The sequence below is a fragment of the Streptomyces sp. NRRL F-5135 genome (assembly GCF_000719775.1).
Taxonomy (GTDB): Bacteria; Actinomycetota; Actinomycetes; order Streptomycetales; family Streptomycetaceae; genus Streptomyces; species Streptomyces hebeiensis.
The window spans coordinates 375,687-394,845 of sequence record NZ_JOHR01000006.1 but is presented as its reverse complement, the minus strand read 5'-3'; the positions used below and the strand labels follow the sequence as shown (position 1 = coordinate 394,845).

The window sequence follows — 19,159 nt, the reverse complement described above, 5'->3', positions numbered from 1 at the left end:
GCAGATGGGCGCCGGATCGGGTGGGAGGTGCAGTTGGCCACTGCCGGGGCCAACGGTCCGCGGAGCGTGCGCGCCCGGGCGAGTAAGGCCGCGAAGCACGGCATCACCCCGGCGTGGCACACCGACCGCGAGGACTACGCCCGCCGCACCGACGCGCACTGGACACGGAGCGACAAGCTTCCCGCCCACGTGATCGCGAAGTCGGGCGACCTGCGTGTCGTCTCCGGATTCCGCGCGCTCGACTTTTGGCGGTGCGACATCCGCGCCCTGTACCGGTGCCCGGACAGCCAGCGGCGCTGCGGCAAGATGCACGTCACGCCCAAGCCCAGGGACGTGTTCTTCGACGACCTGGTACGGCAGACGGCAGCCGGTCTGATCGTTCCGATCGAATTCCGGACCGGCTCGCGGATCCACCGGTTCTGGATGACTGACAGGGACCAGGACCGGTACGAGGACCTCAACAGCGGCCGCCCAGTCCTTCCGTCCCCAGAACCGGAGGAAGAGAACCACGCGTCAACGGGAGCCAGCCGCAGAGCCCCGACCTGCCGCCCCACGCCCCCTGAACCCGGCCTCCCTGTCCCCGAGACCCCACTCCCGTCGAATTCCGGCGCAACCTGCCCCTCCGACCCTGGCTGCGCCGCCGGCGTCTCGCCCTGAGCCGCCCGCTCCGGCGTACACCCCACCGCCCTGCGCACCCTCACCCGGTGTCGCCCTGACCACGCCGCCTGCTGACGGCCATGGGGTTCCTCAGCAGCCGGGACCGGACACCCGCGAGTCTCAGGACCAACCAAAATCGAACGCGCATATGATTTCTGGCGTGGCCAAGACCTCCAGATCCTTCAACTTTCCGTCCGATCTCCTAGACCTCCAAGCGGAGCTCCAGCAGACCCCAGACCGCTACACCCAGCTCTGCTCCGAGCTGCCCTGGTCCGTCGAGCCGATGCCCGGCTGGCAGGACGAGCAGCGGGCACAGAGCAGCTACCGGTCCTCGATGCCGGACAGCCCCGGATACACGGACGAACAGAAGCAGCAGGTCACCGAGCTGCGACGCCGACTGGTCGACCTGTCCGCCGCCGTGATCACACACGAGTTCTGGGAAGGACTGGACGACGTAGTGACCGCGAGGATGGCGTTGAAGCAGGCTCACGCGACGCCCTGACCGGGCGAGCTCCGCAAGCGCTGGGTGCCCCCTGCAGCAGCAGTTCCTCCTTGAGCACGACGTGCGGGAAGAGCACGCCTGCGGCTGCTCACAAGCAGCCATTGAGGAATCGGCGGATTGCGCGCGCTGACTCTTCCGGCTTCCGTAGGTGAACCCAGTGATCGGCGTCCAGTTCGACCAGGAGGGTGCCGGGGCGCCGGGATGCCATCTCGTGGGCCTGAGCGGTGGGCAGAACGGTGCTGGCCGTGCCGTGCAGGAGCAGTGCGGGGCAGTCGGAGCCCAGCCACTGCCGCCAGTGGTCGCCGAGCACGCGGGTGTCTGAGTCGACCATGTCCTTGGGGTGGCAGGCGAGCCGCCAGCCGTCGTGGTGAGGCCGCAGTCCGTTCTCCAGCAGGGGCGCCAGGGGACCGCAGGCGGCGAGGAGTTCTTCGCTTGTGGAGGCGGTGTACGGCAGCTCGAGCAGGAAGGACAGCGGTACGGGGTCCACGAGGGGCAGATACGCGGGCCCGTCGATGTTGATCAGGGCGCTTACCGTGCCGGGCCGGTCCGCGGCAAGGTGATAGCCGTTGATGGCGCCGAGAGAGTGCCCGAGAACGGGCAGGGCCCGACAGCCGAGGCCCAAGTGTTCGAGCAGGAAACGGAGATCATCAAGGTATCCGCTCCGATCGTACCGCTCCGCCCGGTCGGAGTCTCCGTGTCCACGCTGATCGGGCGCGAACACCCGCCACCCGTCAGAACCGAGGGCACCGGCCAACTCAGCGAAATCAGCGCCCTCACCAAGATGCCCATGCAACGCCAGCAGAGGCCGGCCCCCGTCCGGACCGAAGTCGAGATAGGAAAGACGTCGACCGTCGGGAGTGATGAGGTAAGCACGCACGCCTCGGGCTGGAACAGGTCTGGCCGGCATGGATCCACCGTAGAGAAACCCCGCCGCGCACTCGCGCTCCTCCCCGGCTACCTTGTCGTGCGCAGAGTAGATGTCAGCGCGGCGCAGGGTTTCGTCAGTGCGCCGGTTCCCCGTCCGTGGTGCCGTCAGGTTCGCGGCCGGTGGAGACGGCTTCGTCGTACGCGGACAGCGTCCGGTAGAGGGTGGAGCGGCCGACACCGAGGTGACGGGTTCGTTGGCGTGGCGGCGTCGGAGCGCGATGGCGAGCATGTCGCCGTGGACGGCCGGCGGGCCGCCGCCGTGGTTGCCGTTCGCGGCCGCGGTGTCGAGGCCGATGAGGGTCCGCTCGTGGATGAACTCCCGCTCGACCTCCGCCATCGCTGCGAACATGACGAAGAGCACCTTGCCGGCGCCCTGCGGGTCGTACATCCCGGCGAGCGGGCCGCTGAGGATCTCCAGGCGGTGGTCGCGTTCGGCGAGGCCCTGTGATGCGGTGATGAGCTCGATCATGTTGCGGCCGAGGCGGTCGAACATGGTGACGGTGAGAGTGTCGGCCGGGCGCAGGTCGGCGAGGGCGGCGTTGTACTCGGGGCGGATCTTCTCCCGGGCGCCGATCTTCTCGACGTAGATCCGCACGCAGTTGGCCTTCTTCAGGAGGCGGACCTGTCCGGCGAGGTCCTGGCCCTGGCTGGAGACACGGGCGTACCCGATGCGGTCGCCGGCCCGCGCGAGGAGCGCGGGGTCGAGGGCGGGTTCGGGGCCGGGCTGCCAGGTACGGCCTGGCCCGCGCGCGGCCGGGATACGGATCGCGGGCCCGGACTTCAGCATGGGGATCTTCGCGTACCGGCCGGTGTGGTAGTCGACGGTGACGACGCCGGAGTTCGCCCGGCACACCGACCCGGGTGGCGCACCGCACCGTGGGCACGGTTCGCGCTCGATCAGCCCGGCGCGGGCGATCTCGTCCAGCTCGGCGTTCACGCGTTCCCCTCCCGCTTGGCCGCCCGAAGCGGCTCGTCCCGCTTCTCCGTGGCGCCCCGCCGTTTTCGGGACGCCTCCCGCGCTCCGCCCGCCCCGGCGGGCGACCGTCCCGGAATCGGGGATCTGGCGGGCATCTGTGCGGCGGGAGTCGTTCCTGCCACTCTGGAAGCCAGGGACACCGCTCGCTCGGCAGCCCTGACGGACCGGATGAATCGGCGAGGGACAGCGGGGGACAACGGATGCCAGGCTTCTTGACGGACTTACCGACCTTCTGGGCCTTCGCGGCGGTCTGGGTGGGCGCTTTCACGACGTTCATGGCGTTCTCGCTGGTCCGCCTCCGTTACGTGCTCCGGCGCGACCGGAAGGCCATCGGACGCTTCTTCGAGACCGGTGGCGCGAAACCCGTTCTCGCCATGTATCACCTTGAGGGAGAGCGGGCCGCGACACAGGCCGGGATGCTGCTGCTCTCCGCCGGGCCCCGCTCCTTCCGCGGCCGGCGCCGGGCGATCGCGGAAGCAGGACCGGAAACGCACCTCCTGCTGGGGTCACTGCAGACGGCCGTTGACGACGCCGGAGGGAGCGGCTCTCTGGAGGAGGTGAGAGCATCGTCCCGCTTCCCGGCCTTCCGCTCCCAGTTGCGGCGGACAGCACGGCGCAACCTCCCCGTTCGTCGGACGCGCGACGTGCCCGGCGCGAGGGAAGGGTGGGCCGCGGTGTGCGGTCTGTTCGCCGTCCTCGTCCTCGGCGTCGGTTTCTACGCCCGCCAGCCGGGCGCGGAGGGGCTCTGGTTCATGATCGCCCTGGCCGTGCATGTGCCGGTGGCGATCTGGCTCGGTGTGGCAAACGGGCGGAGGGGACCTGAGCAGTGGCCCGAGTTCGGGGCGCTGTGCGAGCGCTGCGTCGCCGAGGCGGGCGTTCGCGTCCCTGAACCGGAGCGGGTTGCCGGTACGGGCTCCGCCGCTACCTCCGGCTGGGCCAACGACGGCGGTGTCGGCGCGTCCAGTTCGTGCGGCGGTGGCTGTGGCGGCGGGACATGAGCCGGCGGTCGTTTCCGGGACGGCCGAAAGAGGTCAGATCCTCAAGGCGTTCGAGTTGTTCAGCGGCGCCTGCCACTGCTCAATCAGCTTCCACGGGCCTGAATTCGACGCCTTCGGCTTGTGCATGATCTGTTCCACCGTCTCGCCGTCCAGTTCGGACGCGGCCTTGGCATCGGTCATCGGCAGGACGCCAGTCCGAGTAGCGGAGGTGATGGAACTCTTCATGTCCTCCAGGAGCCGTCCGAGGTGGTCGGACAGGAGGCGGAGAAGGTGGACGTGCCTCCTGGCGGGCGCGGTCGGCCAATGCCTCGTCCTCTTCTGCGCGTGGGACGAAATCCCACGTGAGCACTCGTTCGGCCTCGGCGCGGACTCGTTGCCCCAGATCCTGGATACGCCGGATCTCCGAGCCGAGGGACCTCAGGTGCTGCGCAGCCTTTCTCGTGCTCCGGACAGCCTGAGCGATCTCCTTCTTCCGCTGTGGCACGCTCTTCCACTCCAAGCCGTGCTCGCGGATCACTTCCACCGCGTGGTCCACCAGCGGCTTCGGCTTCACGTCGAAGAAGTAAAACCACTCCAGGTGCTTCCGAAAGAGGTCGAACCAGACGTGTAGCGCCCGCTCCAGTTCCTCGCCTCCCGGGTAGGTCGGAGTCGGCCGAGGCGCGGAGGTCCGCGCGGTCTGCGTTGGTCATGCCCCCCATGCAACCCGATGACTCCGACACCGCGCCAACGCGACCCCGAGCCTGTGGACAACAGTTATCCACAGGGGTCGCGGGAGCGCGGCCGATGCGGGACGGTCGTGCCATGAACCAGCACCGTGAACCCCACGAACCGACCGGATCCGCCGACGGGCAGCAGATCACGCTGCGCAGCCCGGCGGAACTCGCCGACGCGCTGCCGTATCTGCTCGGCTTCCACCCCACCGACTCCATCGTCATGGTCGCGCTGCACGGCGAGCGGGGCCGCTTCGGAGGGCGGCTCAGGCTCGGCATCCCGCGGGCGCCGCAGGAATGGGCGCCGGTGGCCGAGCAACTCGCCGAGTGCCTGATCGAGGGGAGCGAGCGGCGTGGCCCCCGGCCCGACGGCATCGTCGCCTTCCTCTGCCAGGACCCCGCGGAAGGAGAGACGGGCCGGCGGGTGATGGAGCGCCTGCGCCCCCTGGCGCAGCGGCTGCGCACCGCGTGCGGAAGCCTCGACGTCCCCGTCTACGAGGTGCTGTGCATCTCGGAGGGCCGCTTCTGGTCCTACTGCTGTCCGGACGTCCGCTGCTGCCCGCCCGAAGGGACGGGCCTCGCCCTGCCGGGCACATCGGTGATGGCCGCGGCCGCCGCCTACGCCGGGGTGCGGGTGCGCGGCTCGCTGCGGGAGATGGAGGCACGGCTGGCGCCGTGGCCCGCCGCGGAGGCGGAGGACCAGGCGCGGGCCCTGGACGACGCGGGGGCGGCGCTGGTGCCCAGGATCCTGGCCGGAGCCGGCCGGAAACAGGTCGCGGAGGAAACCCTGAAGCTGGCGGAATCGCTGATGGAGCGGTTGTCGCAGGCACCGGTGCCCGCCACGGGCCGCACCGACCAGGACGCCGAGGACGACCGGCTCATCGGCCATGACGAGGCCGCGGCCGTCATCGTCGGCCTTCAGGACCGGGAGACCCGGGACCGCGCGGCCGAGTGGATGGAAGGCTCCGAGGCGGCACCCGCGTTACGTCTCTGGCGCACGTTGGCCCGCCGCTGCGTCGGCCCGTACGGCGAGTACGCCACGGCTCCGCTGACCCTCGCGGCGTGGGTCTCCTGGTCCACCGGCGACGAGCCGGCCGCCCGGGTCGCTCTCGCGCTCGCCCTGCGGATCGACCCCCGGTACGTCTTCGCCCAGCTGCTCCACCAGGCGTGCAACGAAGGGCTCGATCCGGAAGCGCTGCGCCGTTGTCTGCGCTCGGAGCGGCAGGAGCGCGCCCGCCACGGACAGCGCGCGGCGCGCCCGAAGTCCGGACGGCCGGGGCCGCGCCCGGCCCCTCCTGGCTCCGTACGCAAGGCCCTCCCGGCCGCGGGGCCACGTCCCGGCGCGACGACGGCCCCGGAGCGGGCGCGGGGGCGGACCGGCAGGCGCGGCACCAGGAGCGGCAGGTGAGCGCTGAGCGCCCGGCTGTCCGCTGACGGGACGGCGCCCGGACTGAGCCGTGCCGCGAGGGGGCGCGGGGACGGCGAAGAAGTGCTCGGTACCTTGAACGGAAGGAGTGTTTATCGTCAGGCAGACGACTATGATCGCCGCATGTCGCCCTACGACCCATCGGCCTTCCCGCCCTTCGCCGTCACCGTCGATCTGGTCGTGCTCACCGTGCGCCGACACGCGCTGTGCGCGCTCGTCGTCCGGCGCGGGGAGCCGCCGTTCCAGGGGCGGTGGGCGTTGCCCGGCGGGTTCGTCCGCGGTGACGAGGACCTGGCAGCGGCGGCGGCGCGGGAGCTGACCGAGGAGACGGGCCTGTGCGCTCACGACGAGGTCTCCTCGGCACCGGGGAGCGCCGCCCATCTCGAGCAGCTCGCCACCTACGGTGACCCGGAGCGCGATCCGAGGATGCGGGTCGTCAGCGTGGCCCATCTGGCGCTCTCGCCCGACCTGCCCGCGCCACGCGCGGGGGGCGACGCGAACAGCGCCCGCTGGGCGCCGGTCGAGGACCTGCTCAGTGCGGAGGGCGGGTACGCGAGAGAGGGCGAGCAGACGGCGCAGCTCGCGTTCGACCACGCGCGGATCCTCGCGGACGGGGTGGAGCGGGCCCGCTCGAAGATCGAGTACTCCTCCCTCGCCACGGCGTTCTGCCCGCCCGAGTTCACCGTCGGCGAGTTGCGGCGCGTGTACGAGGCGGTGTGGGGTGTGGCGCTCGATCCGCGCAACTTCCACCGCAAGGTCACGGGAACACCGGGGTTCCTGGTCCCGTCGGGCGGGACCACGACCCGGCAGGGCGGCCGGCCCGCGCAGTTGTTCCGGGCGGGCGGGGCGACCATCCTCAACCCGCCCATGCTGCGTCCCGAGGTCTGACACCGGCCCCCGTTCCCGGCCGCCGCTGCCGTCGGGAACGGCCCGGTGCGGGGACACTCCACACCCGGGACACCGCTATTGCGCTGAAAGTCTGACATATAGCGTTATCTTGCTGCGGTGTCCACTCAGCGTCCGAGTGGTCCCATCTCCCGCGAGAGAAGCGATGCTCCAGGCGATCGGACTGACCAGCGAACCCCGTCGAGACCTCCCGCGCGCCGTCGACAATCTGAGCTTCGAGGCGCCCCCGGGCTCCGTGACGGCCCTTCTCGGCGCCCCCGGTGCGGGCAAGACGACCGCGCTGCGGCTCATGCTCGACCTCGAACCGGGGCGTGGGACGACCCTGTTCCGCGGTCGTCCGCTCCACCGTCTCAGCCGTCCCTGCCGCGAGATCGGAGTGCTCCTCGGCGACGTGCCGGGCCATCCGGCGCGAACGGCCCGTGGCCAGCTGCGGATGTTGGCGGCGGCCGTCGGTGTCCCCGCGGCGCGTGCCGACGAACTCCTCGACATCATGGGCCTCGGTGCGCTGCGGGGTGAACGCCTGGGCACCCTTTCCCTCGGCATGGACCGCCGACTCGGGCTCGCCTGTGCCCTGTTGGGCGATCCGCACACACTGCTGCTCGACGCTCCCTCGGCGGGTCTCTCACCGCGCGAGAGCGGTTGGCTGTTCGGGCTGTTGCGGGCGCATGCCGGCCAGGGCGGCACGGTTCTGTACACGACCGCCGACCCCAAGGAGGCCGCCCGCACCGCCGATCACGTGGTCACCCTGGACGCGGGGCGTCTCGTCGCCGCCCAGGACGTCGCCTCCTTCGCGCGCACCAGACTGCGCCCGCGCGTCGCGGTCAGGACGCCGCACGCGGCCCGCCTCGCGGACGCTCTCAGCCGCGAGGCCCGGGCCCGCAGGCGCTCCGTCGAGGTCGTCACGGAGGCGGGCAGCCGGATCACCGTCTACGGAAGCAGCTGCCCGGAGATCGGCGAGACCGCGTTCCGGCACGGCGTGCTGGTCCACCAGCTCGCCGACGAGATCGGGGACGCCGGCGTCCCCGCGCCGGGTTCCGCCCCCTCGCCGGGCCTCGTCCCCGGGCCCGCGCCGGCCCCCGGTACGGACGACCGGGCGGTGCGCGTGCCGCGCCCCGACCCCGGCCGTGCGGACGGTTCCCCGCACGCGCACCCGCGCGGTGGCACGCCCGGCGACGCCCGGCGCGAAAGGGGCGTCCGCCGACCGAGGTCCGCGGACGGCCGTGACGACCGCCCCGGCGGCGGTCGGTTCACGCCGCCAGGGCTCGGCCGCCCGGTCCGCGGTCCGCTCCGGCCGGTGCGGTACGAACTCCGCCGGATGTTCGGTACTCCCGCCGCCCTTCTCGCCGTTGCCGCCGTCCTCGTCCCGTCCGTCCTGATCGCCGTCCCGCTCGCCCGCGCCGGCCGCACGCCGCTTCCGGACCTGTTCGCCGCCTGGCCGGCGCTCCTGCCGCTGCCGCCCGCCGCCTTGGGGGCCGGACTGCTCGGCGCGCTCTCGTTCGGCGAGGAGTTCCGCTATCCCGCCCTGGCCGAAGCGCGCGGCTGCGTGCCGCGCCGACTGGGCCTGCTGCTCGCCAAACTCGCCGTCACGGCGGGAGCGGCCTTGCTCCTCGCACTCGTCACGGCGGCGGCCGACCTCGGCGCGCTGCGCCTGGTGTACGGCGCGGACGCCGTCCCCGTCCCTGGCAACTGGCCCGAACTCGCCGCGGATTGGGCGGCGCTGGCCGTCGGCTGCGGCTGGGTGGGGCTGTTGGGCGCGGGGGTGTTCCGGATCACGATGGCCGGCGTGGCCTCGGTCGTCGTCGTGCCGACGGTGGTCGTTCCCCTTCTCCGGACGGTGCTCGACGGTCCGTCCGTGCGTACCGCCGCCGGGTTCACGCGCAGGTTGCACGAGAGCGGCTGGGCGGCCTGGCTGGACTGGTCGCACCAGGTCGACCGGTGGCTGCCGGTCCTGTCCGGGCTCCTCGCCCAACCGGTCGCCCTGGCACTGGCGTTGTCGCTGACGGCCCTGCTGTGCGCGTATCTGTTCATCGGCCTTTCCCGCAGAGTCCGTTGGTGACTGAAAATCAGCCATATCGTGCCTTCCTGCCCATAACTCCCCTGAAAAAGCCCGCTTCTTTCCGATAAGGCGTCAATTGAAGGGCGGGCGCCGATCACCCTTTCGTGTGCTTTTCACCAAAGACCTCAAGGGTGGTGGGAGCAACGCCGACAAAGGATGCGTGAGTACCCTTGCGCACACCATGATGACCGCCGCCCGCTCCGTCGACACCGGCCTCGCCGACTCGGGTGAACTCGACCGCTACCCCTACGCGGAGACGTCCGTCGGCGACCGCGTGGCCACCCCCGTCTGGGAGGGTGCCGACACCGATCTGGGCCGGGTGGGGCGGCGGTCGACGACCAGCCGCGGCCGCGGCCTGCACGGCCAACTCGTCCAGCAGCTCGGCCAGATGATCGTCTCCGGCGATCTGGGTGCCGACCGGCCGCTCGTGCCGGAGGAGATCGGCCAGCGCTTCGAGGTCTCCCGCACGGTGGTGCGGGAGTCGCTGCGCGTCCTCGAGGCCAAGGGCCTCGTCAGCGCCCGCCCCAATGTCGGCACCCGGGTCCGGCCGGTGAGCGACTGGAACCTGCTGGACCCCGACATCATCGAGTGGCGCGCGTTCGGGCCGCAGCGGGACGACCAGCGGCGTGAGCTGAGCGAGCTGCGCTGGACGATCGAGCCGCTCGCCGCACGCCTGGCGGCCGGGCACGGCCGGGCGGACGCCCAGCAGCGCCTCTCCGACATGGTGGGGATCATGAGGCACGCCCTCACCCAGGGTGATGCCATCACCTTCGCCCGTGCGGACGCCGAGTTCCACTCCCTGCTGATCCAGCTCGCCGGGAACCGGATGCTGGAGCACCTTTCGGGGATCGTCTCCGCCGCGCTCCAGGTCTCCGGCGGCCCGGTCACCGGATGCGACCGTCCCACCGATGCCTCGCTCGCCCACCACGCGCGGATCGTCGACGCCCTCGCCGGGGGTGACGCGTCTGGTGCCGAATCGGCCATGCGTCAACTGCTCACCGTCCAGCCCGAGGTGGAGCGCGTCGTTCCGGCGCCCCGCGAGCACTGATCACGGGCCCAGTCGGGGGCGTACGGGGCGTACGCATCGTGTGTCGCCGGACCCGGGGGGTCCGGCGACGCGATTGTGGGGCCTTAAACGCACCCCTGGATGGTTTGTCGCATATGGGGTGTGACTCGGGCCACGTGGATTGGGCGTAACACTCCTCGAGCCAGCGCGATGACCTAAGAGGTGACAGCCGAGGAGGGAATACGGCCGCCGCGTATGGCGCTGTATTCACCCCCGAGGTCCAAGCCCGCGCCGTCGGCCCATCCCCAGTCGACGGTCGTCGGCTCCGACCCGATCCTGGGCGGGGCCGGAAGCCGTTCCCATCGTTCCGAGAGGTTGTTCGTGTCGGCCAGCACATCCCGTACGCTCCCGCCGGAGATCGCCGAGTCCGAGTCTGTGATGGCGCTCATCGAGCGGGGAAAGGCTGATGGGCAGATCGCCGGCGATGACGTGCGTCGCGCCTTCGAGGCCGACCAGATTCCGCCAACCCAGTGGAAAAATGTTCTGCGCAGCCTCAACCAGATTCTGGAGGAAGAGGGTGTGACGCTGATGGTCAGTGCCGCGGAGTCGCCGAAGCGCACCCGCAAGAGCGTCGCAGCGAAGAGCCCGGTCAAGCGCACCGCCACCAAGACCGTCGCCGCCAAGACGGCCGCGGCGAAGACCGTCGCCGCCACGGCGGCCCCCGCCGCGGGGACCGTGGACGCCGCGGCCGGAGAGCCGGCCGCGCCCGCCAAGAAGGCCGCGGCCAAGAAGTCCGCCGCCAAGAAGGCCACGGTCAAGAAGACCGCGGCCAAGAAGACGACCGCGAAGAAGACCGTCGCCAAGAAGGACGTCGAGGACCTCATCGACGGCGAGGAGCCGACCGACGAGGTACCCGTCGTCAAGGGCGAGGACGAGGAGCCCGAGGGCGAGAACAAGGGCTTCGTCCTCTCCGACGACGACGAGGACGACGCGCCGGCCCAGCAGGTGGCCGTCGCCGGTGCCACCGCCGACCCGGTCAAGGACTACCTGAAGCAGATCGGCAAGGTCCCGCTCCTCAACGCCGAGCAGGAGGTCGAGCTCGCCAAGCGCATCGAGGCCGGCCTGTTCGCCGAGGACAAGCTGTCGAACTCCGACAAGCTCGCCCCCAAACTCAAGCGCGAGCTGGAGATCATCGCCGAGGACGGCCGCCGCGCCAAGAACCACCTGCTGGAGGCCAACCTCCGGCTGGTGGTCTCGCTGGCCAAGCGCTACACCGGCCGCGGCATGCTCTTCCTGGACCTGATCCAGGAGGGCAACCTGGGCCTGATCCGCGCGGTCGAGAAGTTCGACTACACCAAGGGCTACAAGTTCTCCACGTACGCCACCTGGTGGATCCGGCAGGCGATCACCCGCGCCATGGCGGACCAGGCGCGCACCATCCGTATCCCGGTGCACATGGTCGAGGTCATCAACAAGCTCGCCCGCGTGCAGCGCCAGATGCTCCAGGACCTGGGCCGCGAGCCCACCCCGGAGGAGCTGGCCAAGGAGCTCGACATGACCCCCGAGAAGGTCATCGAGGTCCAGAAGTACGGCCGGGAGCCGATCTCGCTGCACACGCCGCTGGGCGAGGACGGCGACAGCGAGTTCGGAGACCTCATCGAGGACTCCGAGGCGGTCGTGCCCGCCGACGCCGTGAGCTTCACACTCCTCCAGGAGCAGCTCCACTCCGTGCTCGACACGCTCTCCGAGCGTGAGGCGGGTGTGGTCTCCATGCGCTTCGGCCTCACCGACGGTCAGCCCAAGACGCTGGACGAGATCGGCAAGGTCTACGGCGTGACGCGTGAGCGCATCCGCCAGATCGAGTCGAAGACCATGTCGAAGCTGCGCCACCCGTCGCGTTCGCAGGTGCTCCGGGACTACCTGGACTGACCGGACCCGGCCGGCCACCCCGCGCCGCACCACAGGCTCGCCGGTGGCGCGGCGTTGCGTCCTGAGGGTGGTTCTGGGGGCGCGCGGAAGCACATGTGAGGGCCCGGATGTCACCGAGAATCCGGGCCCGCGCTGTGCGCGGGGGTGCGAGCCCCGACTGAGTGGGTGACTCTGGGTATATCAAGGTAAACCGGAGAGTCAGGAGCCCGAATGCGCCGTTCCCTTGCCCGAAAGCTGACCGGCGGGCTGGCCGTGGTCGCCACCGGGGTCGCGCTTCCGCTCGTCGCGCCCACGCCCGCCGCGGCCGATCGGGTGATTGTCGGCGGCCAGCCGGTGCGGACCGCTGACAGTCCTTGGGTCGTGGCCCTCTCCAGTGTCGGCCGGTTCGGCACCAAGCGGGCGGGCCAGTTCTGCGGAGGAGTGGTGGTGGCGCCGACGAAGGTCCTGACGGCGGCCCATTGCATGAGCTCCGACGTTCTCGGCGCCGCTCCGGAGGAGGTCGGCGACCTCCGGGTCATCGCGGGCCGCGAGCGGCTGCGTGGCGGCGGCGGGAGGGAGGTCGCGGTGCGCTCCGTGCGTACGGACCCCGCCTACGACCGGGACACCAACAGGTCGGACCTCGCCGTCGTGACGCTGTCCCGGGCGCTGCCGAGGGGGTATGTGATCCGGTCGGCGGAGCCGGGGAACCCGGTCACCGAGCCTGGGACCGAGGCGCACGTCTACGGCTGGGGCGACACCACCGGTAGCGGTACGTACGCCGACGCGCTGCGTGCGGCGCGCGTGACCGTCCTGGACGACGCCGAGTGCCGGAAGGCCTACCCGGGCGGCTCAGGGGGCCGCTACGAGCCCTCCACGATGCTCTGTGCGGGCGATCCCGGGGGCAGGCATGACGCGTGCCAGGGAGACAGCGGCGGGCCGCTGGTGGCCCAGGGACGGCTCATCGGCCTCGTCTCCTGGGGCAGCGGCTGCGGGCGCCCCGAGAGCCCGGGGGTGTACACGCGGATCACGGTCGACGTACCGCTGGTGGCCGAGGCCGTCGGGGCCCATGGCGGCTGACCGGGCGGGGAAAGGCACGCCTCACGCCGACGAGAACGGGCGGCCACCCGCTGTGCGGGTGGCCGCCCGTCGGCCGGCTCGGGACCGGCGCCTGGCTCGTCGTCGGATGCGAGGTGTCAGCGTTCCTCTTCACCGCCGCCGGCCGGTACGGCCGTCAGTCGGTCGGTCTCATCCTGTATTTCCGCGGCGATCTTCTTGAGTTCCGGCTCGAACTTGCGCCCGTGGTGGGCACAGAAGAGCAGCTCACCACCGCTGGACAGGCGGACGCGCAGATATGCCTGGGCGCCGCAGCGGTCGCAGCGGTCAGCCGCCGTCAGCGGGCTCGCGGGGGTCAGAACAGTAGTCACGTCGCCTCTTCTCTAGCTCGACGAGCTGTCGTACCAGGGTCAACATCCAACCAGGCCGAAAACGTTCCCGCTCGCGGCTTTTCCTTGAAAATTCTTTCTGGTGGTGGCTGGATACTGACGGTTGGCGGCGAATGGGCCGTATTGCTTGGTGGAGCTTCGCGCTACGGGTTTCGCTTGCTTGGGGTTCGCTCGGGGTCGCTTGTCGGGGGTGCCCTCCCCGGCTGGCTTGCCGGTTGTTGAGGAGGACGTGCCCGGAGCCTAAATGGTTCATGCCTGGAAGGGAACGTGATGTGTGCTTCACTCCCTCGAGGGATCGAACACGTATGCGACCTTGGACTAGCATAAGAATCGGCGAGGGTGGCGTGACAACGGCTCTACCTGGCCTCTGTACGCTCTGACCGGTGACAGAAGCCGGGCCTTTACCCCACCGGGCCCCCATCCAAATTCAGCGAGGAGCGAACCGCGTGACCGCCGATACGTCCGTGCCGTCCACTGCGCTGCTGACCGCAGACCGTGACGGCTCCAACTACACCGCGCGGCACCTGCTCGTCCTTGAGGGGCTCGAAGCGGTCCGCAAGCGCCCCGGAATGTACATCGGCTCGACGGACAGCCGTGGCCTGATGCACTGCCTCTGGGAGATCATCGACAACTCGGTCGACGAGGCCCTCGGCGGCTACTGCGACCACATCGAGGTGATCCTGCACGACGACGGCTCGGTCGAGGTCAAGGACAACGGCCGGGGCATCCCGGTCGACGTCGAGCCCAAGACCGGCCTGTCCGGCGTCGAGGTCGTGATGACCAAGCTGCACGCGGGAGGCAAGTTCGGCGGCGGCTCGTACGCCGCCTCGGGCGGGCTCCACGGCGTGGGCGCCTCGGTCGTCAACGCCTTGTCCGCCCGGCTGGACGTCGAGGTGGACCGCAACAGCGCCACGCACGCGATCAGCTTCCGCCGGGGGGTCCCCGGCATCTTCACCGAGCAGGGGCCCGACGCCCCGTTCGACCCCTCGAACGGCCTGGTCAAGGGCAAGCGGGTGCCCAAGACCCGCACCGGCACGCGCGTGCGGTACTGGGCCGACCGGCAGATCTTCCTCAAGGACGCCCGGCTCTCGCTGGAGACGCTGCACCAGCGCGCCCGCCAGACCGCCTTCCTCGTCCCCGGCCTGACCATCGTCGTCAGGGACGAGCGGTCGGGCGGCAACGGCGAGGACAGCGGCGCCTCCGTGGAGACCTTCCGCTTCGACGGCGGAATCAGCGAGTTCTGCGAGTACCTCGCCCAGGACAAGGCCGTGTGCGACGTGCTCCGGCTGACCGGTCAGGGGACGTTCAAGGAGACCGTTCCGGTCCTGGACGACCGCGGGCACATGACCCCCACCGAGGTCACCCGTGAACTGGGCGTCGACATCGCGCTGCGCTGGGGCACCGGCTACGACTCCACGATCAGGTCGTTCGTCAACATCATCGCCACCCCCAAGGGGGGCACGCATGTGACCGGGTTCGAACGTTCGGTGACCAGGACGGTCAACGAGGCGCTGCGTTCGGCCAAGCTCCTGCGTGTCGCGGAGGACGACGTCGTCAAGGACGACGCTCTGGAGGGCCTCACCGCCGTGGTGACGGTCCGGCTCGCGGAGCCGCAGTTCGAGGGCCAGACCAAGGAGATCCTCGGTACGTCGGCCGCCAACCGGATCGTCGCCAATGTCGTCGCCAAGGAGCTCAAGGACTTCCTGACGTCGACGAAGCGCGATGCCAAGGCGCAGGCGCGGGCCGTGCTGGACAAGGTCGTGGCCGCCGCCCGCACGCGTATCGCGGCCCGTCAGCACAAGGAGGCGCAGCGCAGGAAGACCGCGCTCGAGTCCTCCTCGCTGCCCGCCAAGCTCGCCGACTGCCGCAGTGACGACGTCGAGCGCAGCGAGCTGTTCATCGTGGAGGGCGATTCCGCGCTCGGCACGGCCAAGCTCGCCCGGAACAGTGAGTTCCAGGCCCTGCTGCCCATCCGCGGCAAGATCCTCAACGTGCAGAAGTCGTCCGTCTCCGACATGCTCAAGAACGCCGAGTGCGGGGCGATCATCCAGGTCATAGGAGCGGGATCCGGGCGGACCTTCGACATCGACGCCGCCCGCTACGGCAAGATCGTGCTCCTGGTGGACGCCGATGTCGACGGAGCCCACATCCGGTGCCTGCTGCTCACGCTCTTCCAGCGCTACATGCGGCCGATGGTGGAGGCGGGCCGGGTCTTCGCCGCCGTACCGCCGCTGCACCGCATCGAGCTGGTGCAGCCCAAGAAGGGCCAGAACAAGTACGTGTACACGTACTCGGACAACGAGCTGCGCCAGACGCTGCTGGAGTTCCAGCGCAAGAACATCCGGTTCAAGGACTCGATCCAGCGCTACAAAGGCCTCGGTGAGATGGACGCCGACCAGCTGGCCGAGACCACGATGGACCCGCGTCACCGCACCTTGCGGCGGATCAACATCGGGGACCTGGAGTCGGCCGAGCAGATCTTCGACCTGCTGATGGGCAACGAGGTGGCGCCCCGCAAGGAGTTCATCACCAGCTCCGCCGCGACCCTGGACCGCTCGCGCATCGACACCTGAGCCGCCTCGGCCGACTCCGGGCCCTCTCGCGGCCCGCGTCGGCTCGTCTCTCGGCCGGCGTCGGGCCGTCTCCCGGTAGACCGGCTGTCGAGGACGTCGCGGCAGGGCAGGCCGGGCTGGCGCCCGCCCTCCAGCGGCGACTGCTGGAACGGGTGACTGCGCAGCCCGCGCCATCCGTCCCGGCCGCGCTGCCCGGCGGGCTGACCGCACGGGAGGCCGAGGTGCTCGCCCTGGTCGGCCCTTGCTCGCCGACCGGTCAGGCGCTCGCCGCCCACGTGTAGCGGTGCTCGGGGCGCCCCGTCTCCCCGTACCGGAGGCTGAGCCGTACCCGTCCGGTCTGCTCCAGCAGTTTCAGGTAGCGCTGTGCGGTCTGCCGGCTCATGCCCGCGTGCTCCGCGATCTCCTGGGCCGAGAGGGGGCCCTCGGCGCTCAGCAGCACCTGGCGGACCAGCTCGGCCGTGGTAGGGGAGTGGCCCTTGGGCAGGGCGGGCGCGGTCGCGACGGACAGGGCGCCGAACATCCGGTCGACTTCCGACTGTTCCGCCTCGCCGCCGCCCTCCACAGTCCTGCGGAGTCCGGCGTACGCCTCCAGCTTGGCCCGCAGTCCGGCGAAGGTGAACGGTTTCACCAGGTACTGGAGCGCGCCATGGCGCATCGCCGCCTGGACGGTGGCCACGTCCCGGGCCGCCGTCACCATGATCACGTCGGTCTGGTGGCCGTGTCGGCGCAGTTCCTGGACCACCGCGAGCCCGTTCCGGTCCGGCAGATAGTGGTCGAGCAGGACGAGATCGACGGAGTGCTCCGCCACCCGGGCGAGCGCCTCGGCGGCGGAGTGGGCCTCGGCCACCACGCGGAAGCCCGCCATCTTGGTCACATAGGCCGCGTTGATCCCCGCGACCCGGACATCGTCGTCCACGACCAGTACGTCGATCACCGTTTCTCCCTCGCGGTGGCCCGCTCGTGCAGTGTCGGTGTCGGTGCCGGCCTCGGTGACGGTGGCGCGACCGCCGGGTCCAGGCCCGTCGTGGACATGCCGCGCGCCATGCCGTGATCCGCCCGGTCCGAGAGGTCCGCGAGGTCCGCCCGGTCCGCGGGGCCCGGCCGTTCCGTCCCCGCCCGGTCCGCTGTGGCCGCCTGGTCCGCCCCTGTCAGTGCCTCCGGGAGGACGACCGTGAACTCCGCTCCGCCGTCCGCCGCCGCGTCGACCCGCGCGCTGCCGCCCTGCCGCTCGGCGAGCCTGCGCACCATCGCCAGCCCGAGTCCGCGCTTGCCGTGGGCCGGCAGCTCCTTGGTCGACCAGCCCTCGGCGAACACGAGATCGCGCTCGGCCTCCGCGATGCCGGGGCCGCTGTCGGAGACCACGACGACGACCGTACGGCCCTCGGCGCGCAGCTCCACCTCGATCCCCGGATTCTCGGAACCGGCCGCGGCGTCCAGCGCGTTGTCGACCAGATTGCCCACGACCGTCACCAGCCCCTGTGGGTCCACCAGCCGGTCGGGCAGCAGCGAGTCCGGGGAGAGCCGCAGCGGAACGCCCCGCTCCGCGGCGACCGTGGCCTTGCCGACCAGCAGCGCGGCGGGCAGCGGGTCGTGGACGCGCTCGGTGATCTGCTCGGCGGTGGTCCGGTGCACCCCGACGACCTCGGTCACGAACTCCACCGCCTCCTCGTGCATCTCCAGTTCCAGCAGTCCCAGCAGGGTATGCATATGGTTCGCGTGCTCGTGGTCCTGGGCCCGCAGAGCGTCGATGAGGCCACGGGTGGCGTCCAGTTCCCGGCCGAGCCGCTCCAGCTCCGTACGGTCGCGCAGGGTGACCACGGCCCCGCCGTCGTCGGTGGGCATCCGGTTGACGACCAGCACCCGACTGCCCCGGACGGTCAGCAGGTCCTCGCCCACCACCCGGCCGCCGAGCACCTCGGTGGTGCGTCCCGGGCCGAGCACCGTGTCGAGGGGCCGCCCGGTGGCGTCGGGGCCGAGCCGCAGCAGCCGCTGCGCCTCGTCGTTCATCAGCCGGATCCGGCCGGTGCCGTCCAGCGCGACCACGCCCTCCCGCAGACTGTGCAGCATGGCCTCGCGCTCGGCGAGCAAGGCGGAGATGTCGGAGAACGCCAGGTCGTGGGTCCGTCGCTGGAGGCGCCTGGAGATCAGATACGCGGCGAGCGCCCCGGCGGCCAGTGCCCCGCCCGCGTACGCGAGCAGTTCGGGGATCGAGGCGAGAAGCCGGTCGCGGACGCTGTCGTACGCGATACCGACCGAGACGGCACCGACGATCCGGTCCGAGGAGTCGCGCAGGGGGACCTTGCCCCGGGCCGAGCGGCCCAGCGTGCCGCTGTCCAGTTCCATGACGTGGCGGCCGGCGAGCGCCGCGCTCGGGTCGGTGGAGACGACCTTGCCGATCTGCGCGCGGTCGGTGTGCGACCAGCGCACGCCGTGCCGGTCCATGATCACCACATACTCGGCGCCGGTGGACCGCCTGATGCGCTCCGCCTCGGCCTGCACGGGGCCCTCGACCGTGGGCCGGGTGTCCTTGAGGTCCTCGGCGACCCGTGCCGACGCGGTCGTCTCGGCGATCACGAGCGCCCGGCGCATCGCCTGTTCGTCGAGCTCCTCGCTGAAGGGCGCGAGGAACAGCCCGGTGGCCAGCACGGTGACGCCCGCGGCGATGGCGATCTGCATCAGCAGCACCTGCGAGAAGACCCGGCGCGGCCAGCCGAGCCTCCGTCGTCTCCCTGTGCTGTTCGGTCCGGCCCTCATACGTACGAACGGTAAAGGGCCCGGCGTTTTTCCGGAATGTCGGCCTGTCTGCAAATTGCTTGCGTGGTTTGCGGTTCGTTTGCAGTTCCCTGGTCGGAGTGGGTGGCGCTGTGACTTTGCCTCACGTTGCAAGAAGGTCGGGGGGTGCTGTTGCGGGAGGCAGGGTGACGGATCTCGTCACGACCGTGGACGGTCCCCTATTTCTCTGCAACTCTCTGACCAGTTCGCGCAAAAGACGCTTTGATCTGTGCAGAAAACCGGATCACTCAGCCAGGCAGTCCGAGCCGCACCCCTCGCCGCCCTCGCGCCGAGGCCGAA

16 protein-coding genes are annotated in these 19,159 nt (G+C 70.8%); 11 read left to right on the top strand and 5 right to left on the bottom strand.

Annotated features, from left to right (window positions below; all coding sequences use genetic code 11):
• Positions 1-33 precede the first annotated feature (33 nt).
• On the top strand, positions 34-657 hold the full coding sequence (locus tag IG02_RS0112270; RefSeq protein ID WP_158712279.1) for a hypothetical protein: 624 nt from the start codon (positions 34-36) through the stop codon (positions 655-657).
• Between the two features lie 160 nt (positions 658-817).
• A complete protein-coding gene (locus IG02_RS0112265; protein WP_234314712.1) occupies positions 818-1,159 on the top strand; it encodes a hypothetical protein in 342 nt (113 codons plus the stop codon).
• Positions 1,160-1,247: 88 nt separating this feature from the next.
• On the opposite strand, the gene IG02_RS39215 is transcribed toward IG02_RS0112265, so the two are convergent.
• Positions 1,248-3,023 carry an alpha/beta fold hydrolase gene (locus tag IG02_RS39215; RefSeq protein ID WP_078854408.1) on the bottom strand — a complete coding sequence of 592 codons (1,776 nt, stop codon included), beginning with the start codon at positions 3,021-3,023 and terminating at the stop codon, positions 1,248-1,250.
• 251 nt (positions 3,024-3,274) lie between these two features.
• Here IG02_RS39215 and IG02_RS0112255 point away from each other — a divergent pair, with 251 nt between their 5' ends.
• On the top strand, positions 3,275-4,060 hold the full coding sequence (locus tag IG02_RS0112255; RefSeq protein ID WP_234314711.1) for a hypothetical protein: 786 nt from the start codon (positions 3,275-3,277) through the stop codon (positions 4,058-4,060).
• A 33-nt stretch (positions 4,061-4,093) separates the two neighbouring features.
• On the opposite strand, the gene IG02_RS41525 is transcribed toward IG02_RS0112255, so the two are convergent.
• A complete protein-coding gene (locus IG02_RS41525; protein ID WP_158712278.1) occupies positions 4,094-4,240 on the bottom strand; it encodes a hypothetical protein in 147 nt (48 codons plus the stop codon).
• A 621-nt stretch (positions 4,241-4,861) separates the two neighbouring features.
• Here IG02_RS41525 and IG02_RS0112245 point away from each other — a divergent pair.
• From IG02_RS0112245 to IG02_RS0112220, 6 genes are all read left to right on the top strand, one after another.
• A complete protein-coding gene (locus IG02_RS0112245; RefSeq protein ID WP_030745322.1) occupies positions 4,862-6,178 on the top strand; it encodes a DUF4192 domain-containing protein in 1,317 nt (438 codons plus the stop codon).
• 141 nt (positions 6,179-6,319) lie between these two features.
• Entirely contained in the window at positions 6,320-7,084 is a 765-nt protein-coding gene (locus IG02_RS0112240) for an NUDIX hydrolase (RefSeq protein WP_030745321.1), read from the top strand.
• A 163-nt stretch (positions 7,085-7,247) separates the two neighbouring features.
• On the top strand, positions 7,248-9,158 hold the full coding sequence (locus tag IG02_RS0112235; protein WP_030745319.1) for an ATP-binding cassette domain-containing protein: 1,911 nt from the start codon (positions 7,248-7,250) through the stop codon (positions 9,156-9,158).
• Positions 9,159-9,318: 160 nt separating this feature from the next.
• Positions 9,319-10,206, top strand: a complete 888-nt coding sequence (locus IG02_RS0112230; protein WP_051764883.1) for a FadR/GntR family transcriptional regulator — start codon at positions 9,319-9,321, stop codon at positions 10,204-10,206.
• Between the two features lie 339 nt (positions 10,207-10,545).
• Positions 10,546-12,093, top strand: a complete 1,548-nt coding sequence (locus IG02_RS0112225; RefSeq protein WP_030745315.1) for an RNA polymerase sigma factor — start codon at positions 10,546-10,548, stop codon at positions 12,091-12,093.
• A 210-nt stretch (positions 12,094-12,303) separates the two neighbouring features.
• Positions 12,304-13,149: a serine protease gene (locus IG02_RS0112220; RefSeq protein ID WP_030745313.1), complete on the top strand. Its 846-nt coding sequence runs from the start codon at positions 12,304-12,306 to the stop codon at positions 13,147-13,149.
• 116 nt (positions 13,150-13,265) lie between these two features.
• On the opposite strand, the gene IG02_RS0112215 is transcribed toward IG02_RS0112220, so the two are convergent.
• Positions 13,266-13,496, bottom strand: coding sequence for a DUF7455 domain-containing protein (locus IG02_RS0112215; RefSeq protein WP_030745311.1), 231 nt, complete (start codon positions 13,494-13,496; stop codon positions 13,266-13,268).
• Positions 13,497-13,960: 464 nt separating this feature from the next.
• Here IG02_RS0112215 and IG02_RS0112210 point away from each other — a divergent pair, with 464 nt between their 5' ends.
• Positions 13,961-16,087 (top strand): DNA gyrase/topoisomerase IV subunit B, encoded by a 2,127-nt coding sequence (locus IG02_RS0112210; protein ID WP_030745309.1) that lies wholly within the window; start codon positions 13,961-13,963, stop codon positions 16,085-16,087.
• Between the two features lie 152 nt (positions 16,088-16,239).
• Positions 16,240-16,368: a hypothetical protein gene (locus IG02_RS43860; RefSeq protein WP_420707738.1), complete on the top strand. Its 129-nt coding sequence runs from the start codon at positions 16,240-16,242 to the stop codon at positions 16,366-16,368.
• Here the strand turns inward: IG02_RS43860 and IG02_RS0112205 are convergent.
• Positions 16,344-17,021, bottom strand: coding sequence for a DUF7342 family protein (locus tag IG02_RS0112205; RefSeq protein WP_030745307.1), 678 nt, complete (start codon positions 17,019-17,021; stop codon positions 16,344-16,346). The genes IG02_RS43860 and IG02_RS0112205 overlap by 25 nt on opposite strands.
• Positions 17,018-18,841 carry a sensor histidine kinase gene (locus IG02_RS0112200; protein WP_078854407.1) on the bottom strand — a complete coding sequence of 608 codons (1,824 nt, stop codon included), beginning with the start codon at positions 18,839-18,841 and terminating at the stop codon, positions 17,018-17,020. Before IG02_RS0112200 ends, IG02_RS0112205 begins: the two co-directional genes overlap by 4 nt.
• Positions 18,842-19,159 lie beyond the last annotated feature (318 nt).

Excerpts from the sequence above, each read along its gene's own strand:
- IG02_RS41525 (WP_158712278.1), bottom strand. The coding sequence starts at position 4,240 with ATGACCGATGCCAAGGCCGCGTCCGAACTGGACGGCGAGACGGTGGAA.
- IG02_RS0112220 (WP_030745313.1), top strand. The coding sequence starts at position 12,304 with ATGCGCCGTTCCCTTGCCCGAAAGCTGACCGGCGGGCTGGCCGTGGTC.
- IG02_RS0112235 (WP_030745319.1), top strand. The coding sequence starts at position 7,248 with ATGCTCCAGGCGATCGGACTGACCAGCGAACCCCGTCGAGACCTCCCG.
- IG02_RS0112245 (WP_030745322.1), top strand. The coding sequence starts at position 4,862 with ATGAACCAGCACCGTGAACCCCACGAACCGACCGGATCCGCCGACGGG.
- IG02_RS0112240 (WP_030745321.1), top strand. The coding sequence starts at position 6,320 with ATGTCGCCCTACGACCCATCGGCCTTCCCGCCCTTCGCCGTCACCGTC.
- IG02_RS0112200 (WP_078854407.1), bottom strand. The coding sequence starts at position 18,841 with ATGAGGGCCGGACCGAACAGCACAGGGAGACGACGGAGGCTCGGCTGG.